The following is an 18,678-nucleotide window of genomic DNA, read 5'->3' as shown; positions in this document are numbered from 1 at the left end:
TTTATGCCAGCACGATTACAAGACAAGATTGCCATCATTACAGGGGCCGCTAAGGGCATTGGTTTAGCGACCGCGATTCGCTTTGCCGAGGAGGGCGCAAAAGTCATGCTGGCCGATATCAATTTAGCCGCGCTTGAACAGTGTGCCGCGCAGATTCCGAATGCAGAAGCGTATGCCATGAATGTGACCGATCGGGATAGCATTCAGGCGGCGGTGGATGCCATCATGCAAAAGCATGGACGGATTGATATCTTAATTAATAACGCGGGTATTACGCAGGATGCGCGCCTCGTGAAGATGACCGAAATGCAATTTGATGCGGTGATTGATGTCAATCTGAAGGGTGTGTTTAATTGCACCCAATTGGTAGTACCGCACATGCTGGAAGCTAAACGTGGCGCTATTGTGAATGCGTCCAGCGTGGTCGGCCTGTATGGCAACTTTGGTCAGACCAATTATTCGGCAACCAAGTTTGGTGTGATTGGCTTTACCAAAACCTGGGCTCGTGAGCTCGGCCCGAAAGGCATTCGAGTCAATGCTGTTTGCCCGGGTTTTGTGGGCACTGAAATGGTGATGGCAATGCCAAGTGCCATTTTGGAAGACATTGCGAAACGCACGTGGATGGGGCGCCTTGGTACTCCTGACGAAATCGCCAATGTGTATGTATTTTTAGCCAGCGATGAAGCTAGCTACATCAATGGCAGTACCCTCGAAGTTAGCGGCGGGATCTCCCTTTAATATGCACCTTCTTTATGAGGAAGGCGGCGACATTAAAGCTGCTACCGTGCAATCGACCACGGGCGAGGGCGATGCCCAGTCGTGGCAGGCAACTGGCCTATCAGGCAAGAAACTCAAGCTAAAAGCCAAAGAAGTTTGGCTGCGCTTTGAAAAGCCCGATGCGCAAAGCATGATGGACGAAGCCAATACCTTGGCTGCCGAGATTGATTTGCAATTGCTTTGGGATTGCGCCCCTGAAGGGGAGTTCGCGTTTACTGACATTGCTTCAGAGTATTTTGGTGGCCAAGTTAGTGCAGCACAACAGGCTGCATTAGCGATTGCTTTGCAATCCGCGCCGGTGTATTTTCGGCGCAAGCAGCGTGGCCGATTTATGCGTGCCCCCAAAGAACAACTCGATGCTGGTATTGCAGCCCTCGAGCGCAAACAGCGTGAACTGGAGCAGCAGGGTCAATGGCAAGCAGAGTTAGTCGCAGGACGCTTTCCAGAGGGCTTGGTATCGCAAGCTAAACAACTCCTCTTTAATCCCGATAAAAATACCTTAGCCTATAAAGCATTTTTAGCGGCCTGCAATGAGACTGGTGAATCGCCACCGCAAATGATGATGCGTTGCGGTGCCTTAGAGTCGCCGCTGGCCTATCACCAGGGCATGTTTTTAAAGGCAAACTTTCCGAACGGCTCTGGACACCATGCGGATGCGGCGATTGCCGATGCAGTTTATGACGCAGCGATTGCAACATTGCCCACTGCTGAAGTTCAGGCCTTTTCGATTGATGATGTTGCCACTACTGAAATTGATGATGCTTTGTCAGTCACCGCCTTGCCGGAGGGAGGTCACCGGATTGGTGTGCACATCTCTGCACCGGGCCTGGTGATTAGCAAGGATGATTCACTCGATCAGGTCGCGCGGGCCCGTATGTCAACGGTCTATATGCCGGGCGACAAGATTACGATGCTGCCGGATGCGGTGATTGCACGTTTTTCTTTGGATACGGGCAGTGCAAGACCGGCGGTGTCGATTTATGTTGATATCGACGCAGAAGGTGCTTTGATTGATCAGTCGGCGCAAACGCGAATTGAATTGGTGCCGATTGCTGCCAATTTACGGTTAGAGCACTTGGAAGAAGCGGTTAATCAATTTACGGACCCTGAATATGCTCCCGGTGCTGACAATACCTTTACGTTTCAACATGAATTACTGATTCTCTGGCGCGCAGCACAAAAATTGCATGCGAAGCGTCAGGAGCAGCGCGCAAAAAATGGCTTGCGTGTCGAGCAACTCGGCGTGGTCGATCCCAATGCCCTTCAGCGCGATTTTCAGTTTCAGATTAGCCAAGTCAATGGGGTAGAGCAAGTTGATATTCATCCGCGATCACGGGGATCGGTATTGGACACCATCGTGGCGGAGTGGATGATTTATTGCAATAGCACCTGGGGGCAGTTGCTTGCAGATCATGGTTTGCCGGCTTTATTTCGAACCCAGAAAGGCTGGGGTCCACAACGCACGCGCATGCAAACGACGCCGGCACCGCACGAAGGTTTGGGTTTGGAGTATTACGCCTGGTGCACTTCCCCGTTGCGGCGCTATTCGGATTTGGTGAATCAGTGGCAATTGATTGCCTTGGCCAAGCATGGCGTCACGGCAAAAATGGTGGCACCGTTTCAGCCGCGCGACGCAAGCCTCATGGGGATTGCTGCCGATTTTGAAACCTGCTATCAGTCCTATGCGGAGTACCAAGATCGGATGGAGAAGTACTGGTGTTTGCGGTGGTTAGCGCAGGAGCCGCTGCCGCGCACCGTCTTTGCGCGCCATCTCAAAGAAGGAATGAGTCGCCTAGAAGATATTCCGCTGCATTTGCCGATACCGGAGCTTGCGTCGCATCCCCGCATGACCCGTGCCGAGATTGCTATTTTAGAAACCGATCTACTGCAACTCAGCGCTAGCGTACGCGTCAATCAGATTGAAAAATCCGAATCCGCCCCGCCAGAATTGGATACGCCAGAAGCCGAGCTGCCGTCGGCAGATCCAGCCCCGGTAGGCGATACGCCGATTTCGTGAGAGTAGCTACGTGCAAATGCGCTTAAAGGATCGTTTGCATTGGTGGTGGCGTCACCATCCATTTTGGTTTGCCCTAATCTTATCGCTGATCTTGCATGCGATTTTCTTATCCGTTTGTTGGAGTTATGGTGAGATCCAAGAGCGCAGGCTCAATACGCCATTGAGTGTGGTGCTAGTCAACTCCAGCAGTCCAACGCCACCTAAAAAAGCAGTCAAACTGGCGCAGGCCGATTTGCAAGGCGGCGGAGTTACCTTGGATCAAGATGCCAGTGCGATTCACCGGGCGCGCTTGAGTGCCGAAGCCCAGCTTGAGGCTTTAGAAAAGAATCAAAAACAAATGCTCTCGCGCATGCAGACTGAAAAAGATGCTGCTGCAGGTCGGCGTAGTGGTGAAGAGCAACGGGTCGTCTCGCAGCTCAATGCCTTAGAGGCAGAGCTAGCAAAACGTATTCAAGCTAATGGCAAAGAGCCGCGTCGGGCGGTATTGACGGCGAGCAGCACCAAAGCCGTGGTCTTTGCCAGTTATTACGATGCGATGCGGCAAAAGATTGAGGCATACGGCAGTACGTTTTTTCCGCGAGTTAATGGCAGGCCGCTCTATGGCAGTGTGGTGTTAGTCGTGAGTGTCGATGCCCAAGGAAAAATTGCCAACAGTACAAGCGGCAAGGAAGGTGTTGAGGTACGCCGCTCCTCGGGTATCGCTGACTTAGATCGCCAAGCAGTCGCCATTGTGCGGGCCGCTGCGCCCTATGGGCCTTTTCCGCCGGAGATGCGCAAGCAAATCGATGTGCTCGATTGGGTATCCACCTTTGAGTTCACGCGGGATGGGTCGATAAACCGTCTTGAAGGCAATCGTTTGGAATTACGTCCATAGATGAGCACGCATACTGCTTTATTCGATACACTCATAGCATGCATCTAATTTACCAACACCTCCCATTGAGCCGCAGATGAGTAAGCCATCTGAACTGCAAACCAATCCCGCTGATTTTTCAGGCGTGGATGTGTATGCGGTTGCGGGCAACCCCATTGCCCACAGCAAGTCGCCCACCATCCATCGGCGCTTTGCACAGCAAACGGCGCAAGCCATGCATTACGGCATGCTGATGCCAGAGCTGGGAGAATTTGCCAAGGCAGCAAACACTTTTTTTGCTGCGGGCGGCAAAGGCATGAACGTCACGGTGCCGTTTAAGCTCGATGCACAAGCCTTAGCTGACGTCTTGACGCCGCGCGCAAAACTTGCTGGCGCAGTGAATACCCTCTGGCAACATGAGGGGCTGCTCTATGGCGACAATACCGATGGCGCTGGCCTAGTGCGTGACTTGCAGGCGCAAGGCATTGCGCTAGCCAATGCCTCGATTTGCATCTTGGGCGCCGGTGGCGCAGTGCGCGGGGTACTGGGCCCATTGCTCGAGCAAAAGCCCCAATCGATCATCATCGCCAATCGATCGATCGATAAAGCACAGGATTTACAACAAGCCTTTCAGGCTATGGCTGATGCCCATGGCGTCCTGCTGACGGTATGCCCGGTCGATGCATTGGGGAGCCAGTCAAAGCATGCCGCAATTGATTTGATCATCAATGCGACTGCGGCTGGCCTCAGTAATGACTCTCCGCTTAGCGATGCGATCGCGCAACAAATTCTTAGACCTACTGTATTTGCCTATGACATGGTCTATGGAACAGTCACCCACTTTATGCAGCAAGCCATCAATCAAGGTTGCCGCGTGAGCGATGGATTGGGTATGCTGGTAGAGCAAGCAGCCGATGCGTTTTTACTCTGGCGCGGCGCAGCGCTTGCTCAGCAATTAAATGCGCGGGCGGTGTTAGATGAGCTGCGCCAAGCGCTTGCTACTAAAGCGCCGTAAATTAAGCGACGCTATTCGTACTGCATTTTTTGAGCCCACACATGCGCTGGATCGCCTATCCGATTAAATGCCTGTTGTTTGGCATCCTTGCCATGCAGATGTATTTTGCCGTGCAAATCGCAGCATGGGCTTTTGTTGACCCCAGCACTACAGCGTTTCAGCGCGCGGAGCGCTGGCGTTTGTGCACTTGGCATTGGTCCTGCCCGATCGAATCGCGTTGGGTGCCCTATGACGCCATTTCATCCAATCTCAAGCGAGCCGTTCTAGTCAGCGAGGATGACATCTTTTTTCAGCACCCCGGTGTGCGTGTGAGCGACATGCAAAAAGCATGGGAGAAAAACCAAAAGCAGGCCAAGAATAAAAAAGCCCCGGTACTGAGGGGTGGCTCCACCATTACACAGCAACTCGGTAAGAATCTTTTTTTATCGTCCGAGCAGCATTACGTTCGTAAGGCTCAAGAGCTCGTGATTACTGGCCTATTGGAGTTAATCCTGAGCAAAGAGCGCTTATTCGAGATTTATCTAAACTCAGTGGAGTGGGGTGAAGGCATCTTTGGTGTGGGTGCTGCAGCAAAACATTATTTTGTAACGACACCCCAGCAACTAGACCGTGAACAAGCAGCGAGTTTGGCTTCAGCGCTGCCCGCGCCCAAGTGTTTTGATAAGGCGCAGTATTGCCGCAGAGGCCGAATTGATTACGGCGCCCGCCAAGAATTTATTCTCGGCAATATGGATCGCATTGCTCTGCCAAAAGATGTAAAGCAAACAAAGCAAACAAAGTAAGCGGTTTTATTGAGTGCTAGCAGCGCGCAGGGCATCGCGTGTTTCGATGGCAACGATGCGTGCTGCTTGTGCAAAATCAGTTCCACTACTCGCATACAAAATCGCCCGTGATGAATTAATCATCATTCCAGTACCAGGCTTGCCTAGAATATGACCCGCCTTGACCGTGGCCTTGAGATCGCCACCTTGCGCACCAATACCCGGAATGAGCAGTGGCATCTCGCCCACAATCGCGCGGACCTTGGCGATTTCATCGGGGAAGGTAGCGCCGACGACGAGGCTAACTTGACCGCTGCTATTCCACTCCTTGGCTGCGAGGGTGGCGACGTGTAAATACAGCGGCTGACCATCGCTTGCGACGTTCAAAAACTGCAAATCTGATCCGCCTGGATTGGAGGTGCGGCACAGAATAATCACGCCTTTGCCTTGGTGTTTGAGGTAGGGCTCGATCGAATCGCGCCCCATATAGGGGTTGACGGTAACCGCATCAGCACCATAGCGCTCAAACGCTTCGAGGGCGTAATGCTCTGCTGTGCTGCCAATATCACCGCGCTTGGCATCCAAAATCACTGGAATATGAGGATAGCGGTCTTTGAGGTGTTGGATCAGTTTTTCGAGCTGATTCTCGGCCCCTTGGGAGGCAAAGTAGGCAAATTGGGGTTTAAAGGCGCACACCACATCGGCGGTGGCGTCGGCAATCTCGCGGCAGAACTCAAAAATACCCTGGGGTTTGCCGTGCAGGGAGGCAGGCATGCGTTTGGGGTCAGGGTCAAAGCCAATGCACAGCATGCTGCCTTGCGAAGCCCATGCAGACTGGAGTTGCTGGGTAAAGGTGGTTTGGCTTGAGTTCATTGGTTTTGTGTTTATTTTCGCAAAGCTGTCATTATCTATAGGATAAACTAGCGCATTCCCTAGGAGTTCACCATGATTAACTTGTTCGTCCTGCAAAATGGCCGCCTCTCCCAAGAGCAAGTCGAAGATCGCAATGAGCTCCTGAAACACGTTAATCCAATCTGGATTGACGTGATTGACCCCGAAGAAGAAGAATTACTCTGGATTAAAGAGGCTTTTGGCGTTCTTTTGCCTGAATTAGATGATTTAGGCGATTTAGAGGCATCCGCTCGCTACTTTGAGGCGGACGATGGCCATATGCACATTCGGACCGATTTTTTGCTGGACGAAGAAGAAACCTCGCGCAACGTCCGGGTTGCTTTCGTGATGACTAAGCAAGTGCTGTTCTCGATTCATGATGAAGATTTACCGGTGTTCCGTTTGGTGCGCTTGCGTGCCCGTTTGCGCCCTGGTTCGGTGAGCAATGCCAAAGACGTTTTATTGGACCTTTACTCAACTGATGCCGAGTATTCAGCCGATGCGCTTGAGGAAGTTTATGAGAACTTAGAGCAGGCTGGTAAGCGCGTGCTCTCCGATGACATTAGCGATAAAGACGCTGCCGAGGTGCTCGAGACGATTGCCAAAGAAGAAGATACCAACGGCCGCATTCGACGCAATGTGATGGATACTCGCCGCGCTCTGTCGTTTTTGATGCGTAGCAAATTACTCTCGGATGAGCAGCAAGAAGAGGCGCGGCAAATTTTGCGTGACATTGACTCCCTTGAGAATCACACCGCATTTTTATTCGACAAGATTAACTTCTTGATGGATGCCACGGTCGGTTTTATTAGTTTGAATCAAAGCAAGATCATCAAGATCTTCTCGGTGGTATCAGTTGCTTTAATGCCGCCGACCTTGCTCGCAAGTATTTGGGGGATGAACTTCCAGCACATGCCCGAGCTTACCGAGACCTGGGGCTATCCAGTAGCTATTTTGTCGATGGTAATTTCAGCGATTATTCCGCTGAGCTATTTCCGGCACAAAGGGTGGTTGGGTTAATCGCTTCGATTTAAGCAATCGATTGCAGTAAGCCGCGTAAAGCAAATACTACGGCTTGTTGCCGCACCGATTGACGATCGCCCACGAAGTGTGCGGTCGTCGTCGTGATGTGATTGCTAGCGTCGGCACGCTCTAGTGCCCAGCCAAAACACACGGTCCCCACTGGCTTCTCTGCTGTACCGCCGCTAGGACCGGCAATGCCCGTAATCGCAATCGCCACAGTCACGCCACTGCTCAGCTGCGCCCCTAAAACCATTGCACTGGCTACTGCCTCACTGACTGCACCTTCGGATTCAATCAGCATAGGTGATACCTGTAAGCACGCTGTCTTTGCAGCATTGCTATAGGTAACGTAGCCGCGCTCAAACCACTGACTCGATCCAGCTAGGTCGGTGAGGCTGGCTGCGAGCAGTCCGCCAGTGCATGACTCGGCTACCGCAAGAGTCCAGCCACGCTGACTGAATGCAGTGGCGACTGCGCTGCTTAATTCCTGAAGATCAGCAGAATCAATCGAGGTAAGTGCTGTTGATGGAGAAGAGGTTTGCATGCAACGCCTTGTGAATGGATCGCTCCGAAATTAATACGACGGTAATAGCTGGGTTGTGCTGAGTAAAGCAAGAATGAGTAGAGTTGCAAACGCCGCCGCTAGGTCATCAACCACAATGCCAAAACCGCGCCACAGGATTTTGGGTATGGTGGTGGGCGAGCCTGGAGCAATCCAGGCGCAGTCTTTAAAGTAGCGATCGATCATACCGATTGGGTCCGGCTTGACTGCATCAAAGAAACGAAAGAGTACAAATGCCAAGGCCTGGATCCAGAGTGGCGCCGGCAGAATTAAGAGCAAGACCAGCCAAAAAGCCAAGATCTCGTCGAGCACAATTCCGCCAAAATCAGCAAGGCCTAATTCTTCACTCACTTGCCCACAAATCCAGCAAGCAGCGATCAGTCCGCCACCGATAATCCAAATCCAATTCTCGGTAGTAAAAAAGAATTGCCCAATCAAAAAAAGTGCCCAAGCCCAGAGTGTGCCAACGGTACCTGGGGCAAAGGGGCTGAGCCCACTGCCAAATCCAAGCGCCAATGTGCGACCGGCAGTCTGAAACATCCAGCGTAGGGTGGGTTTGGTTTGATTGGTGTTGATCACCACTTACGTGCTCTTAAAGTGATCAAAGGATTGCGTCAGCCGCATACTGTCTGCATTAGTGAGTGGATTTCCATTGGCATCGCGCAGGATTAGCTCGGGCTCAGCGCCATTGCTAGCAGAGGTAATGCTGCCAATGCGCGTGAGCGGCAGTAGGGCAGTACTGAGCGATTCCACTTCCATTCGTTTGCTGGCTGGGGCAGTGAAACACAGTTCGTAATCATCGCCGCCATTGGCCGCGCATTGCCGGCGTAGGTCCTGCGTTTGTTCGGCAAGGGTTCGTGAGGCGGGCAATTGATCAATCAGTACCTCGGCATTCACTTGGGATGCCTTAAGGATGTGGCGTAAATCACCCAAGAGCCCATCCGATACATCCAGCGCGCTATTCGCAATCCCGCGTAATTGCATGCCAAGCGCAATGCGCGGTTCGGGCTCATGCATGCGGGGCAACACCGTTTCTAAGCTGCTAGGGTTAAGTGACCATTCCTTGCGCAATGCCCCTAAAGCAAGCCTTGCATCACCCAAGGTGCCGGATACCCAAATATCGTCACCCGTCTTGGCGCCTGAGCGCTTGATAGCCGAACCGGCAGGTACATGGCCTAGAGCGGTGATGCAAATGGTAAGGGGTCCTTGGGTGGTATCGCCGCCGATTAAGGGGCATTGCCACTGCTGCGCCAAGCGAAACAAGCCTTGGCTAAATTGTGCAAGCCAGTCCGCATTCGCATTGGGCAATGCAAGCGCTAAGGTAAAACCAACTGGTTTTGCTCCCATTGCAGCAAGGTCAGAGAGGTTAACCGCCAAGGCTTTATGGCCAAGCCACTCGGCGTTGGCGCCTGCAAAAAAATGCCGGCCTTCGACCAGCATATCGCTGGTCACCGCAAGGCTTTGTGTGGCGTCTGACTGGAGCAGGGCGCAGTCATCCCCGATCCCCAGTAGAACCCGGTTTATTTGGGTTTGAGCCATGGATTCCGAGCCGGCTTTGAAAAAACGCCAGATCAGATCAAATTCCCCTAGTTTTGCTTCCATATTTTCATTTTATGTTCCCTGAGGGCGAATGTGCTGGAGAGGACTAGAATAAGAACCTTCCAATCGCCATACCAATGAGTCAATCGATGAGCCAAGCGGACAACAGTAAAGAACAGCAAATCAAAGCCTTACGGGCTGCAGCCCTGCAATATCACGAGTTTCCGGTCCCTGGAAAGATTGAAATTGCGGCAACTAAACAACTTACCAACCAGCGCGATCTCGCCTTAGCGTATACCCCTGGGGTTGCTGCTGCCTGCGAAGAAATCGTCAAAGACCCAGCTAATGCCTTTCGCTACACCGCGCGCGGTAATTTAGTAGGCGTCATTACCAACGGTACCGCCGTACTCGGTCTTGGCAATATTGGCCCTCTGGCCAGTAAGCCAGTAATGGAAGGCAAGGCGGTCTTATTTAAAAAGTTTGCTGGCATTGATGTCTTTGATATTGAGGTCAATGAAAATGATCCCGATAAATTAGTCGAAATCATTGCAGCGCTTGAGCCTACTTTTGGTGGTATTAATTTAGAAGATATTAAGGCGCCGGATTGCTTTGTAGTTGAGCGCAAACTGCAAGCCCGCATGAAGATTCCAGTTTTTCATGATGACCAGCATGGCACGGCTATTGTGGTTGCGGCTGCGATTCTGAATGGCTTAAAAGTTGTTGGCAAGGATGTGTCCAATGTCAAACTCGTAACATCGGGCGCGGGCGCTGCGGCGCTAGCCTGTATCGATTTGTTAGTGGACTTGGGCGTACCTAGAAAAAATATTTGGGTCACCGACATAGCGGGCGTCGTATACAAGGGCCGCAAAGAGTTAATGGATCCTGAGAAGGAGCCATTCTCCCAAGACACACCATTGCGCACCTTGAGTGAGGTGATTGAGGGTGCGGATATTTTCTTGGGTCTCTCCGCTGGTGGTGTTCTGAAATCCGAGATGGTGAAAAAGATGGCTGATAAGCCCTTGGTGTTTGCCTTGGCAAACCCCACACCAGAAATCTTGCCAGAGGAAGTTAAATTAGTCAGGCCCGATGCGGTGATGGCAACCGGTCGTACCGATTACCCCAATCAAGTGAATAACGTGTTGTGTTTTCCATTTATTTTCCGTGGCGCTTTAGATGTTGGTGCAACCACCATTACCCGCGGCATGGAAGTGGCTGCAGTCAAAGCCGTTGCTGAGCTGGCTCAGGCGGAACAAAGTGAAGTGGTTGCAGCGGTCTACAGCACCGAGAATTTATCGTTTGGTCCAGAGTATTTGATTCCGAAGCCGTTTGATCCCCGCTTAATCACGGTGATTGCGCCAGCGGTTGCAAAAGCGGCGATGGATGATGGCGTTGCCCTGCGCCCGATCAAAGATTTTGATGCTTATCGTAATCAGTTGCAGCAATTTGTGTACCACTCGGGTACCTTAATGAAGCCGCTCTTTACGATCGCCAAAGGCGTTCCTGAAGCGCAAAAACGCATTGTCTTTTGCGAAGGTGAAGATGAGCGTGTCCTGCGTGCGGTTCAGATTGTGCTCGATGAAGGTATTGCAACGCCCATCTTGATTGGTCGCCCTAGCGTGATCGAGCACCGCATTGAAAAATTTGGTTTGCGCATGGTTTGCGGTACCGATATCGATATTGTGAATCCAGAAGACGATTCCCGTTTTGGTGATTTTTGGAAATCCTATTTGGCCATCATGGAGCGCAAGGGCGTTACCGCGTCGTTTGCCAAGCTGGAGATGCGTCGCCGCAATACCCTGATAGGCGCGACCTTGCTCTCTAAAGGTATGGCCGACGGCTTGATTTGCGGCACCATCAGTAAAGTATCAACCCACCTCAAATACATTGATGAGGTAATTGGTCATGAAAAAGGCGCTAACGTCTATGGCGCGATGAGCGGTTTGATTTTGCCAGGACGCCAAGTATTTTTAGTCGACACCCATGTGAATGTAGATCCTACGGCAGAGCAGTTGGCCGAAATTACCCTCATGGCTGCTAGCGAAATGCGCAAGTTGGGCATGACCCCCAAAGTCGCATTACTGTCCCATTCCAATTTTGGTAGTAGTGATGCGCCATCGGCTGCGAAGATGCGTCAAGTACTGGCTATTTTGCAAGCGACGGCCCCAGAGCTGGAGGTCGATGGTGAGATGCACGGTGACTGCGCGCTCGATCCAGAAATTCGTGCTGGTGCAGTGACCAGTTCGCCACTGGAGGGCGCTGCTAATTTATTGGTATTGCCCAATATTGATGCCGCCAACATTTCCTATAACTTGCTCAAGACCGCTGCCGGAAATGGCATCGCCATCGGCCCACTGTTATTGGGGGTAGCTAAGCCAGTGCATATTCTGACCCCCGCAGCAACCGTACGGCGGATCGTGAATGTCACTGCATTAACGGTGGTCGAGGCAGCTAGCGAGGCCAGAATTAAGGGAAGTTAAGGTTTATTTATGTATGTGAGCAAACGCTCACATATATATTTATCTATATAAATCAGTGGTTTATAAAAAAACCACTGTAATTAGGCTTGATTTGGCTGTCGCTTACGGGTAACCTTACACCCATCATGAATAATCCTGAAATTACATCCGCTGAGTGGGACGACCACAGTCGCGCCGAAAGTTGGGATCGAAACGAGCAGTCCGATGGTGAGCCTTCTGCCACCAATGTCTACGCTCAGGGTGGTCTGTCGCGCCTGCAAACGTTCGCCGCCAATCATGCTTCCAGTAAAAAAGTACCCGCATCCTGGCGTGCTGCATTAGCCGTTCGTGATGCAGGCCCTCCTGCCATGCTTCGCAGCGTGCGCCCCAATATCGTTCAATCGATTCGGGCATTTCGCACAACCGATTTAATGGAAGCCGCAGCCGAGCTCGGTCAGCATTTTATCTACGCCAATTGCGCAAATGGCCTCACCAAGAGCGAAGTGCTCGAGTCGATCGCTAATGCTTATGTATTTACCAAGCAGCAAGCGAAAAACTACGATCCGTTGTTGGATACCTTAACCACCATGGTGGATAAGGCGGGCCCACAACCTGGTTTCGTGGTCGTATTAGAAGGCTTGCCTTGCACCCAGAAATTTGACAAAGAAGCCCGCGAGACTTTATTGGATGTCTTCCGTGATGCGGTTGATTTCTGGTCTGAGCGCCGCGTACCGTATCGGGTGTTCTACTCCTTCGCGTAAGCGCCCACGCTTTGCTACAAGCCCTTGATCTGCTTAGATCCAGGGCTTTTTTATTGCCCGCTTAGTAGCTTAGTAGATTAGCGATCCCAAATCGCGTGGATTGTGCTGATGGCTGCAATCCCAGCAGTCTCGGTGCGCAAAATCCGCTTACCTAAAGACACCGCCTGAAATCCCGCCTTCATTGCGAGCGCTATTTCTTCTGGCGTAAATCCCCCTTCTGGCCCAATCAAGAGGATTACATTTTGCGCAGGCAAGGGCGCGATGGTGTTCGCCAAGGACGGGTGATCACCCGTGCAAAAAATGAGCTTGAGAGCGCCTTTGAGTTGCTCATCAGAGGCTTTGCTCAGGTAATCTGCCATGGTCTGTATTGGTTCTACCAGGGGCAGTACGGTACGCTCACATTGCTCACAGGCAGCTTGCGTAATGGCGCGCCAATGGATTAAGCGCTTTTGCGCACGCTCGGCATCACTGCTGCGGTGTAGTTTGATCACGGAACGTTCGCACTGCAGGGGCGCAATGCGACTCGCACCCGTTTCAACCGATTTTTCAACGACCCAATCCATCTTATCGCCGCCAGCCAGGCCTTGGGCCAAGGTGATGCCATAGGGCGGCTCGCTTTGGGTATCTTGCTTTACGGCAGTGATCGTTAATTCACCGGTTTTATTGCCCAAGCGGATGAGGGTGGCAGAGGCGATTTGCCCTTGACCATCAAAAATGGGAATGACTTCGCCCTCGCTAATACGCCGAACCCGTAGGTGGTGCAGCAACTCCGCGGGCAAGGGGTGGGGTTTTTGGGTTTCCCAGGGAGGAGGAAGATAAAATTGAGGCATTACCGCAATATAGCCAATTTAATTCCTTCGAGACCACTTTTACGATGTCAAATTTACAAATCCGCATGGCCAATGCCATTCGTGCACTTTCGATGGACGCCGTTCAGCAAGCCAATTCTGGGCACCCGGGTATGCCGATGGGTATGGCCGATATTGCAGTAGCGCTGTGGGATCAGCATTTGCAACACAATCCAGCTGATCCACATTGGATTAATCGCGATCGCTTTGTGCTCTCCAATGGTCATGGCTCGATGTTGCTCTATGCGTTATTGCATCTCACCGGTTATGACTTGCCGATGAGCGAGCTAAAAAACTTCCGCCAGTTACACAGCAAGACGCCAGGTCATCCCGAGTTTGGTATTACCCCGGGCGTAGAGACCACCACTGGCCCGCTCGGTCAAGGCATCTCCAATGCGGTTGGCATGGCGCTGGCTGAAAAATTACTTGCTGAGGAATTTAATCACCCTGGCTTTAATGTCGTTGATCACTACACCTACGCTTTCTTGGGCGATGGATGCTTGATGGAAGGCATTAGTCACGAGGTATGTTCCTTGGCTGGCACACTCAAGCTCAATAAACTCATCGCGCTTTGGGATGACAACGGCATCTCGATTGATGGCAAGGTTGTGGCGTGGTTTAACGAAGATACGCCTAAGCGTTTTGAGGCCTATGGTTGGAATGTGATTCGCGGGGTTGATGGTCACAATGCTGGCGCGGTTGCGAATGCAATTGCCAGAGCAAAGCAAAGCGATAAGCCTACTTTGATTTGCTGTAAGACGGCCATTGGCCAAGGCTCGCCCAATATGGCGGGCAGCGATAAGGTGCACGGATCTCCTCTGGGCGCCGATGAAATCGCCGCTACCCGCAAGGCCTTGAACTGGACTTCTCCGCCCTTTGAAGTACCAGACGATTTGTATTTGGCATGGGATTTTCGTGGCCGCGGCCAAACCATGCAGAATGCCTGGAACGAGCGCTTTACTGCATATCAAAAAGCCCATCCTCGCTCGGCGGCCGAACTATTGCGCCGCATGCGCGGTGACTTGCCAACTGATTTTGCAGATAAGCTCAATGCATTGCTCGCACAATGCCAAACCAAAGCAGAAACGATTGCAACACGCAAGTCGAGCCAGAATGCGATTGAAGCATTAGCACCTGCGCTGCCAGAAATGATGGGCGGCTCTGCCGACTTAACCGGTTCAAACTTAACCAATTGGAGTGCATGCAAACCCGTGCGTGCTAATCAGTGGGGCAATCACATTAATTACGGTGTGCGCGAGTTTGGTATGAGCGCGATCATGAACGGTATGGCATTGCATGGTGGCTACATTCCGTTTGGTGGCACTTTCTTGACCTTCTCGGATTACAGTCGCAATGCGCTCCGCATGGCTGCCCTCATGAAGTTGCGCAGCATTTTTGTCTTTACCCATGACTCAATTGGCTTGGGTGAAGATGGCCCCACTCATCAATCAGTGGAGCACGTATCGAGTTTGCGTCTGATACCTAATTTAGCGGTATGGCGCCCTTGTGATACGACCGAGAGTGCAGTGGCCTGGGGCGCGGCGCTTGAGCGTCGGCACGGTCCCAGTGCATTGATTTTTAGTCGTCAAAATTGCCCATTTGTAGCGCGTACGCAAAAGCAGATCGAGAACATCGCGCGCGGTGGCTACGTGGTTCACGAGCCCAGTAAGGCAGTCAAGGCGGTCATCATCGCTACTGGCTCTGAGGTCGGCTTAGCATTGCAAACGGCGCAGCAGCTAGCAAAAGAGGGCACACCAGTACGCGTGGTATCGATGCCGTCAACAACCTACTTTGATCAGCAGGATGCGCAATACAAAGCCAGCGTATTACCGGCGGGTTTGCCGCGCATTGCCATTGAGGCCGGCGTGACCGATTATTGGTGGAAGTACGGCTGCGCTGCGGTGCATGGTGTGGACACCTTCGGTGAGTCTGCGCCCGCAAATCAGTTGTATGCGTATTTTGGTTTAACCGTTGATCAGATTAGTACGACGGTAAAGCAGTGCATTGCGCAAGCAAAGTAAGAAATGAAGGTCAGTAATTAACATAGAAAACGAGTAGAGGAATAGCGATGGCGATTCGGGTTGCAATTAATGGGTATGGCCGCATTGGCCGCATGGTGCTGCGCGCTTTATATGAGAGCCAGCCAAATTTAGATCGCAAGCGCGATATCAAAATTGTTGCCATCAATGCGATGGGCGATATTGATATCAATGCGCATCTCACCCAATACGACTCTGCCCATGGCCGCTTCCCAGGTACAGTCATCGTCGATGGTGATCACATGGTGGTCAATGGTGATCGCATCAAAATGTATTCCACGCGCAATCCATTGGAGACCCCATGGGGCGAGCATCAGGTAGATTTAGTGCTCGAGTGCTCGGGTAAATTTACCTCCAAAGAAAAAGCCATGGTGCATATTCAGCAAGGGGCAAAAAAAGTATTGATCTCGGCTCCTGGCGAAAAAGACGTTGATGCAACTATCGTCTATGGCGTTAATGAAAAAGTACTGAAGTCCAGCGATGTCGTGGTGTCGAATGCCAGTTGCACCACCAATTGTTTAGCGCCTTTAGTCAAACCCTTACTCGATGCCATTGGCATTGAATCGGGTTTAATGACCACCATTCATGCGTTTACCAATGATCAGGTATTGACGGACGTGTATCACAAGGATATGCGCCGTGCGCGTTCCGCCGTGAGCAGCATGATCCCAACCAAAACGGGCGCTGCCAAAGCGGTTGGTTTGGTATTGCCAGAATTAGCGGGTCGTTTTGATGGCTTTGCGATGCGGGTTCCAGTCATTAACGTTTCGGTGGTTGATTTAACCTTTGTGGCCAAGCGCGCCACCAGCGTCGATGAGGTCAACGCCGTTCTGAAAAAAGCCAGCGAAGGCGAGCTCAAGGGTATTTTGGGCTTTAACACCTTACCCCTGGTATCGATCGACTTTAACCATGATCCCCGCCCCAGTATTTACGACGCTAGCCAAACGCGGGTTTCGGCCGATGGCAAGCTGGTCAAAGTACTGGCTTGGTATGACAACGAGTGGGGGTATTCAGTACAGATGCTCAATGCCGCTGAGGCATTGATGGCAGCTTAGGCAAAACAGCCAAACAGCCAAACGGTGACTGTCATTGCTAAAAAAGGGGCTCAAAAGCCCCTTTTTGCATAAAACGGCTTATTTACGCTTGTGGGCGCAGTTTTTCTTTTGGCAATGCCCATACATGGCTAGGGAATGCTCCTCAAGGGCAAAACCCAAGGATTTGGCGATCTCCTTTTGGCGCCGCTCAATCGCAGCATCGACAAATTCCTCTACGTGGCCACAGTCAAGGCAAACGAGGTGATCGTGGTGCGTACCCTCATTGAGCTCATAAATCGCCCGGCTATCGCCTTTGCTGGACTCAAAATGACTGCGGAGCAAGAGACCTGCCTGCTCAAACTGGGTGAGTACCCGATAGACCGTCGCTAGACCAATGTCTTTGTCTTCTTTGGCCATGGCCATGAAGATTTCTTCGGCACTGAAATGCGCACCCGGATGCTGATGAAAAAAATCCAGGATCTGCATACGGGGAGCCGTGGCTTTTAGGCCAATATCCCGTAAATCGGCTGGGGAGGGGTTTTGGTTCATAGGCATCGATTGAGGGCTAAAATCAAGACCTTAATGATACGGCTTGCCATGCAAAACTGTCTTTTACCGATTCGTAGCATCTCAATGCGGGTTTTAAGCCCCAGCAAGCGATTGCTGCGCTGCTGCATGTTGGCTGCGATTCTATTGGCCGCTTTGATCGCAACCGGCTGCTCGACGAAAGTCGACGAAACCCAGCGCACGATGATGAACAGTATTTTTCGGCCTTATGTGCCGGATGTTGTTCAGGGTAACTTTATTTCCAGCGAGCAATACGCCAAGCTGGAAGTGGGTATGAGCCGGGAGCAGGTACGCCAAATTTTAGGTACCCCATTATTAGCCAGTTACTTTCATGCCAATCGCTGGGATTACGTATTTGAATTTAAACGCCTCGGTGAAAAAATCAGTAAAGAGCGTCGCGTAACGGTGTTCTTCGATGGCGATAAGGTAACAAAATTTAATGGTGACGCATTGCCAACTGAAGTTGAACTCGTTGCAGAGATCGATAACTATGCCAAGAATAAGCGCTCCTTCTGGGATATGCTCACGGGCAAAAACAAGAATCCAGTAACACCACCATTGCAACAGCCTGAGGTATTGATACCGAGTCCGCCGAGCAGCGGCCCCATCGTCACACCGGTCAAGTAAATAGCGCTGATGCTGATTCAGCAATGCCGAAGTGGAATTAAAAAAATTAGTTAAGTAAAGTTAATTAAGCAAAGAGTGAGATTATGAAAATCGCAATCGCAGGAGCGAGTGGCCGAATGGGCCGAATGCTAATTGAGGCAGTATTGCAATTGCCGGATGCCACTTTGGTTGGTGCGCTGGATCACGCATCTTGCCCTGTTTTAGGCGAAGACGCTGGCGCCTTCTTGGGTAAAAAAACGGGCGTGATGATTACGTCTGATTTAGCGCACGGCTTGCGTGATGCTGAGTATTTGATTGACTTCACCCGGCCCGAGGGCACGATGCTGCATTTAGCTGCCTGCACTACCCATGGCGTCAATATGATCATCGGCACTACTGGATTGAGTGCTGATCAAATCGCCCAGCTGAAAACGGCATCAAGCAAGATTGCGATGGTGTTTGCTCCCAATATGAGCGTGGGCGTCAATGTCACTTTGAAGTTATTGGAAGTGGCCGCCAAGATGCTCGATAGTGGTTACGACATTGAGATCATCGAAGCGCACCACCGCCATAAAGTCGATGCGCCATCGGGCACGGCACTGAAGATGGGTGAGGTCATTGCCGGCGCTTTGGGCCAATCATTAAGCGATGTTGCGGTCTATGCGCGCGAAGGCCATACCGGCGAGCGTAAGCCCGGATCGATTGGTTTTGCAACCATTCGGGGCGGCGATATTGTCGGCGATCACACTGTGCTCTTTGCAGGTGAGGGTGAGCGCATTGAGATTAGCCATAAATCGTCTAGCCGTCAGTCATACGCTCAAGGATCGATTCGGGCGGCACGCTTTTTAGAGAATAAAAAATCCGGTCTATTTGATATGCAAGACGTATTGGGTCTGCGAGCATAAGACCGATAAAAACACCAAGCGATT

18 protein-coding genes are annotated in these 18,678 nt (G+C 51.6%); 12 read left to right on the top strand and 6 right to left on the bottom strand.

The genetic code is table 11. The features are described 5' to 3' along the window. Positions 1–3: 3 nt before the first annotated feature. The 5 genes from fabG to mtgA all read left to right on the top strand — a co-directional run bounded on the left by fabG (position 4) and on the right by mtgA (position 5,444). The gene (gene fabG, locus Q8M75_RS09185; RefSeq protein ID WP_305488748.1) at positions 4–738 is read left to right on the top strand and encodes a 3-oxoacyl-ACP reductase FabG; all 735 of its coding nucleotides are present in this window, start codon (positions 4–6) and stop codon (positions 736–738) included. Beyond that, entirely contained in the window at positions 698–2,794 is a 2,097-nt protein-coding gene (locus Q8M75_RS09180) for a ribonuclease catalytic domain-containing protein (protein ID WP_305488746.1), read from the top strand. The genes fabG and Q8M75_RS09180 overlap by 41 nt, the downstream gene beginning before the upstream one ends. Positions 2,795–2,810: 16 nt before the next feature. After that, on the top strand, positions 2,811–3,668 hold the full coding sequence (locus Q8M75_RS09175) for an energy transducer TonB (protein WP_305489110.1): 858 nt from the start codon (positions 2,811–2,813) through the stop codon (positions 3,666–3,668). Positions 3,669–3,744: 76 nt separating this feature from the next. Next, positions 3,745–4,662, top strand: coding sequence for a shikimate dehydrogenase (gene aroE / locus Q8M75_RS09170; RefSeq protein WP_305488745.1), 918 nt, complete (start codon positions 3,745–3,747; stop codon positions 4,660–4,662). A 41-nt stretch (positions 4,663–4,703) separates the two neighbouring features. Beyond that, positions 4,704–5,444: a monofunctional biosynthetic peptidoglycan transglycosylase gene (gene mtgA, locus Q8M75_RS09165; RefSeq protein WP_305489107.1), complete on the top strand. Its 741-nt coding sequence runs from the start codon at positions 4,704–4,706 to the stop codon at positions 5,442–5,444. Between the two features lie 6 nt (positions 5,445–5,450). Here the strand turns inward: mtgA and pyrF are convergent, their stop codons facing one another. Beyond that, positions 5,451–6,296, bottom strand: a complete 846-nt coding sequence (gene pyrF / locus Q8M75_RS09160; RefSeq protein ID WP_305488743.1) for an orotidine-5'-phosphate decarboxylase — start codon at positions 6,294–6,296, stop codon at positions 5,451–5,453. A 72-nt stretch (positions 6,297–6,368) separates the two neighbouring features. On the opposite strand from pyrF, the gene corA reads away from it, so the two are divergent. Beyond that, complete coding sequence (corA, locus tag Q8M75_RS09155; protein ID WP_305488741.1) at positions 6,369–7,334, top strand: magnesium/cobalt transporter CorA; 966 nt, start codon at positions 6,369–6,371, stop codon at positions 7,332–7,334. A 10-nt stretch (positions 7,335–7,344) separates the two neighbouring features. On the opposite strand, the gene Q8M75_RS09150 is transcribed toward corA, so the two are convergent. From Q8M75_RS09150 to thiL, 3 genes are read right to left on the bottom strand one after another with little or no spacing between them, the layout of a single operon-like run. Then, on the bottom strand, positions 7,345–7,881 hold the full coding sequence (locus Q8M75_RS09150) for a CinA family protein (protein WP_305488739.1): 537 nt from the start codon (positions 7,879–7,881) through the stop codon (positions 7,345–7,347). A gap of 30 nt (positions 7,882–7,911) precedes the next feature. Further along, complete coding sequence (locus Q8M75_RS09145) at positions 7,912–8,481, bottom strand: phosphatidylglycerophosphatase A (protein ID WP_305488738.1); 570 nt, start codon at positions 8,479–8,481, stop codon at positions 7,912–7,914. Continuing rightward, entirely contained in the window at positions 8,482–9,501 is a 1,020-nt protein-coding gene (thiL, locus tag Q8M75_RS09140; RefSeq protein WP_305488736.1) for a thiamine-phosphate kinase, read from the bottom strand. 74 nt (positions 9,502–9,575) lie between these two features. Between thiL and Q8M75_RS09135 the strand changes: the two genes are divergently transcribed. Both Q8M75_RS09135 and Q8M75_RS09130 read left to right on the top strand, forming a co-directional pair. Then, a complete protein-coding gene (locus tag Q8M75_RS09135; RefSeq protein ID WP_305488734.1) occupies positions 9,576–11,915 on the top strand; it encodes an NADP-dependent malic enzyme in 2,340 nt (779 codons plus the stop codon). A 125-nt stretch (positions 11,916–12,040) separates the two neighbouring features. Then, the gene (locus Q8M75_RS09130; protein ID WP_305488733.1) at positions 12,041–12,655 is read left to right on the top strand and encodes a barstar family protein; all 615 of its coding nucleotides are present in this window, start codon (positions 12,041–12,043) and stop codon (positions 12,653–12,655) included. Between the two features lie 77 nt (positions 12,656–12,732). Here Q8M75_RS09130 and Q8M75_RS09125 read toward each other — a convergent pair whose 3' ends face one another. Beyond that, complete coding sequence (locus Q8M75_RS09125) at positions 12,733–13,485, bottom strand: 16S rRNA (uracil(1498)-N(3))-methyltransferase (RefSeq protein ID WP_305488732.1); 753 nt, start codon at positions 13,483–13,485, stop codon at positions 12,733–12,735. Between the two features lie 44 nt (positions 13,486–13,529). Between Q8M75_RS09125 and tkt the strand changes: the two genes are divergently transcribed. Both tkt and gap read left to right on the top strand, forming a co-directional pair. Then, complete coding sequence (gene tkt, locus Q8M75_RS09120) at positions 13,530–15,524, top strand: transketolase (protein WP_305488730.1); 1,995 nt, start codon at positions 13,530–13,532, stop codon at positions 15,522–15,524. A gap of 47 nt (positions 15,525–15,571) precedes the next feature. Continuing rightward, on the top strand, positions 15,572–16,597 hold the full coding sequence (gap, locus tag Q8M75_RS09115; RefSeq protein ID WP_305488727.1) for a type I glyceraldehyde-3-phosphate dehydrogenase: 1,026 nt from the start codon (positions 15,572–15,574) through the stop codon (positions 16,595–16,597). A 78-nt stretch (positions 16,598–16,675) separates the two neighbouring features. Here gap and fur read toward each other — a convergent pair whose 3' ends face one another. Beyond that, positions 16,676–17,131 (bottom strand): ferric iron uptake transcriptional regulator, encoded by a 456-nt coding sequence (gene fur / locus Q8M75_RS09110; RefSeq protein ID WP_108468389.1) that lies wholly within the window; start codon positions 17,129–17,131, stop codon positions 16,676–16,678. A 42-nt stretch (positions 17,132–17,173) separates the two neighbouring features. Between fur and Q8M75_RS09105 the strand changes: the two genes are divergently transcribed. Beyond that, positions 17,174–17,770: an outer membrane protein assembly factor BamE gene (locus Q8M75_RS09105; RefSeq protein ID WP_305488724.1), complete on the top strand. Its 597-nt coding sequence runs from the start codon at positions 17,174–17,176 to the stop codon at positions 17,768–17,770. An 83-nt stretch (positions 17,771–17,853) separates the two neighbouring features. Then, complete coding sequence (dapB, locus tag Q8M75_RS09100) at positions 17,854–18,654, top strand: 4-hydroxy-tetrahydrodipicolinate reductase (RefSeq protein WP_305488723.1); 801 nt, start codon at positions 17,854–17,856, stop codon at positions 18,652–18,654. The last annotated feature ends 24 nt before the right edge of the window (positions 18,655–18,678 follow it).

The sequence above is a fragment of the Polynucleobacter sp. genome, from assembly GCF_030693775.1.
In the GTDB taxonomy this organism is placed as follows: domain Bacteria; phylum Pseudomonadota; class Gammaproteobacteria; order Burkholderiales; family Burkholderiaceae; genus Polynucleobacter.
The sequence above is the reverse complement of the archived record's forward strand: the minus strand, read 5'-3'. Positions and strand labels throughout refer to the sequence as shown.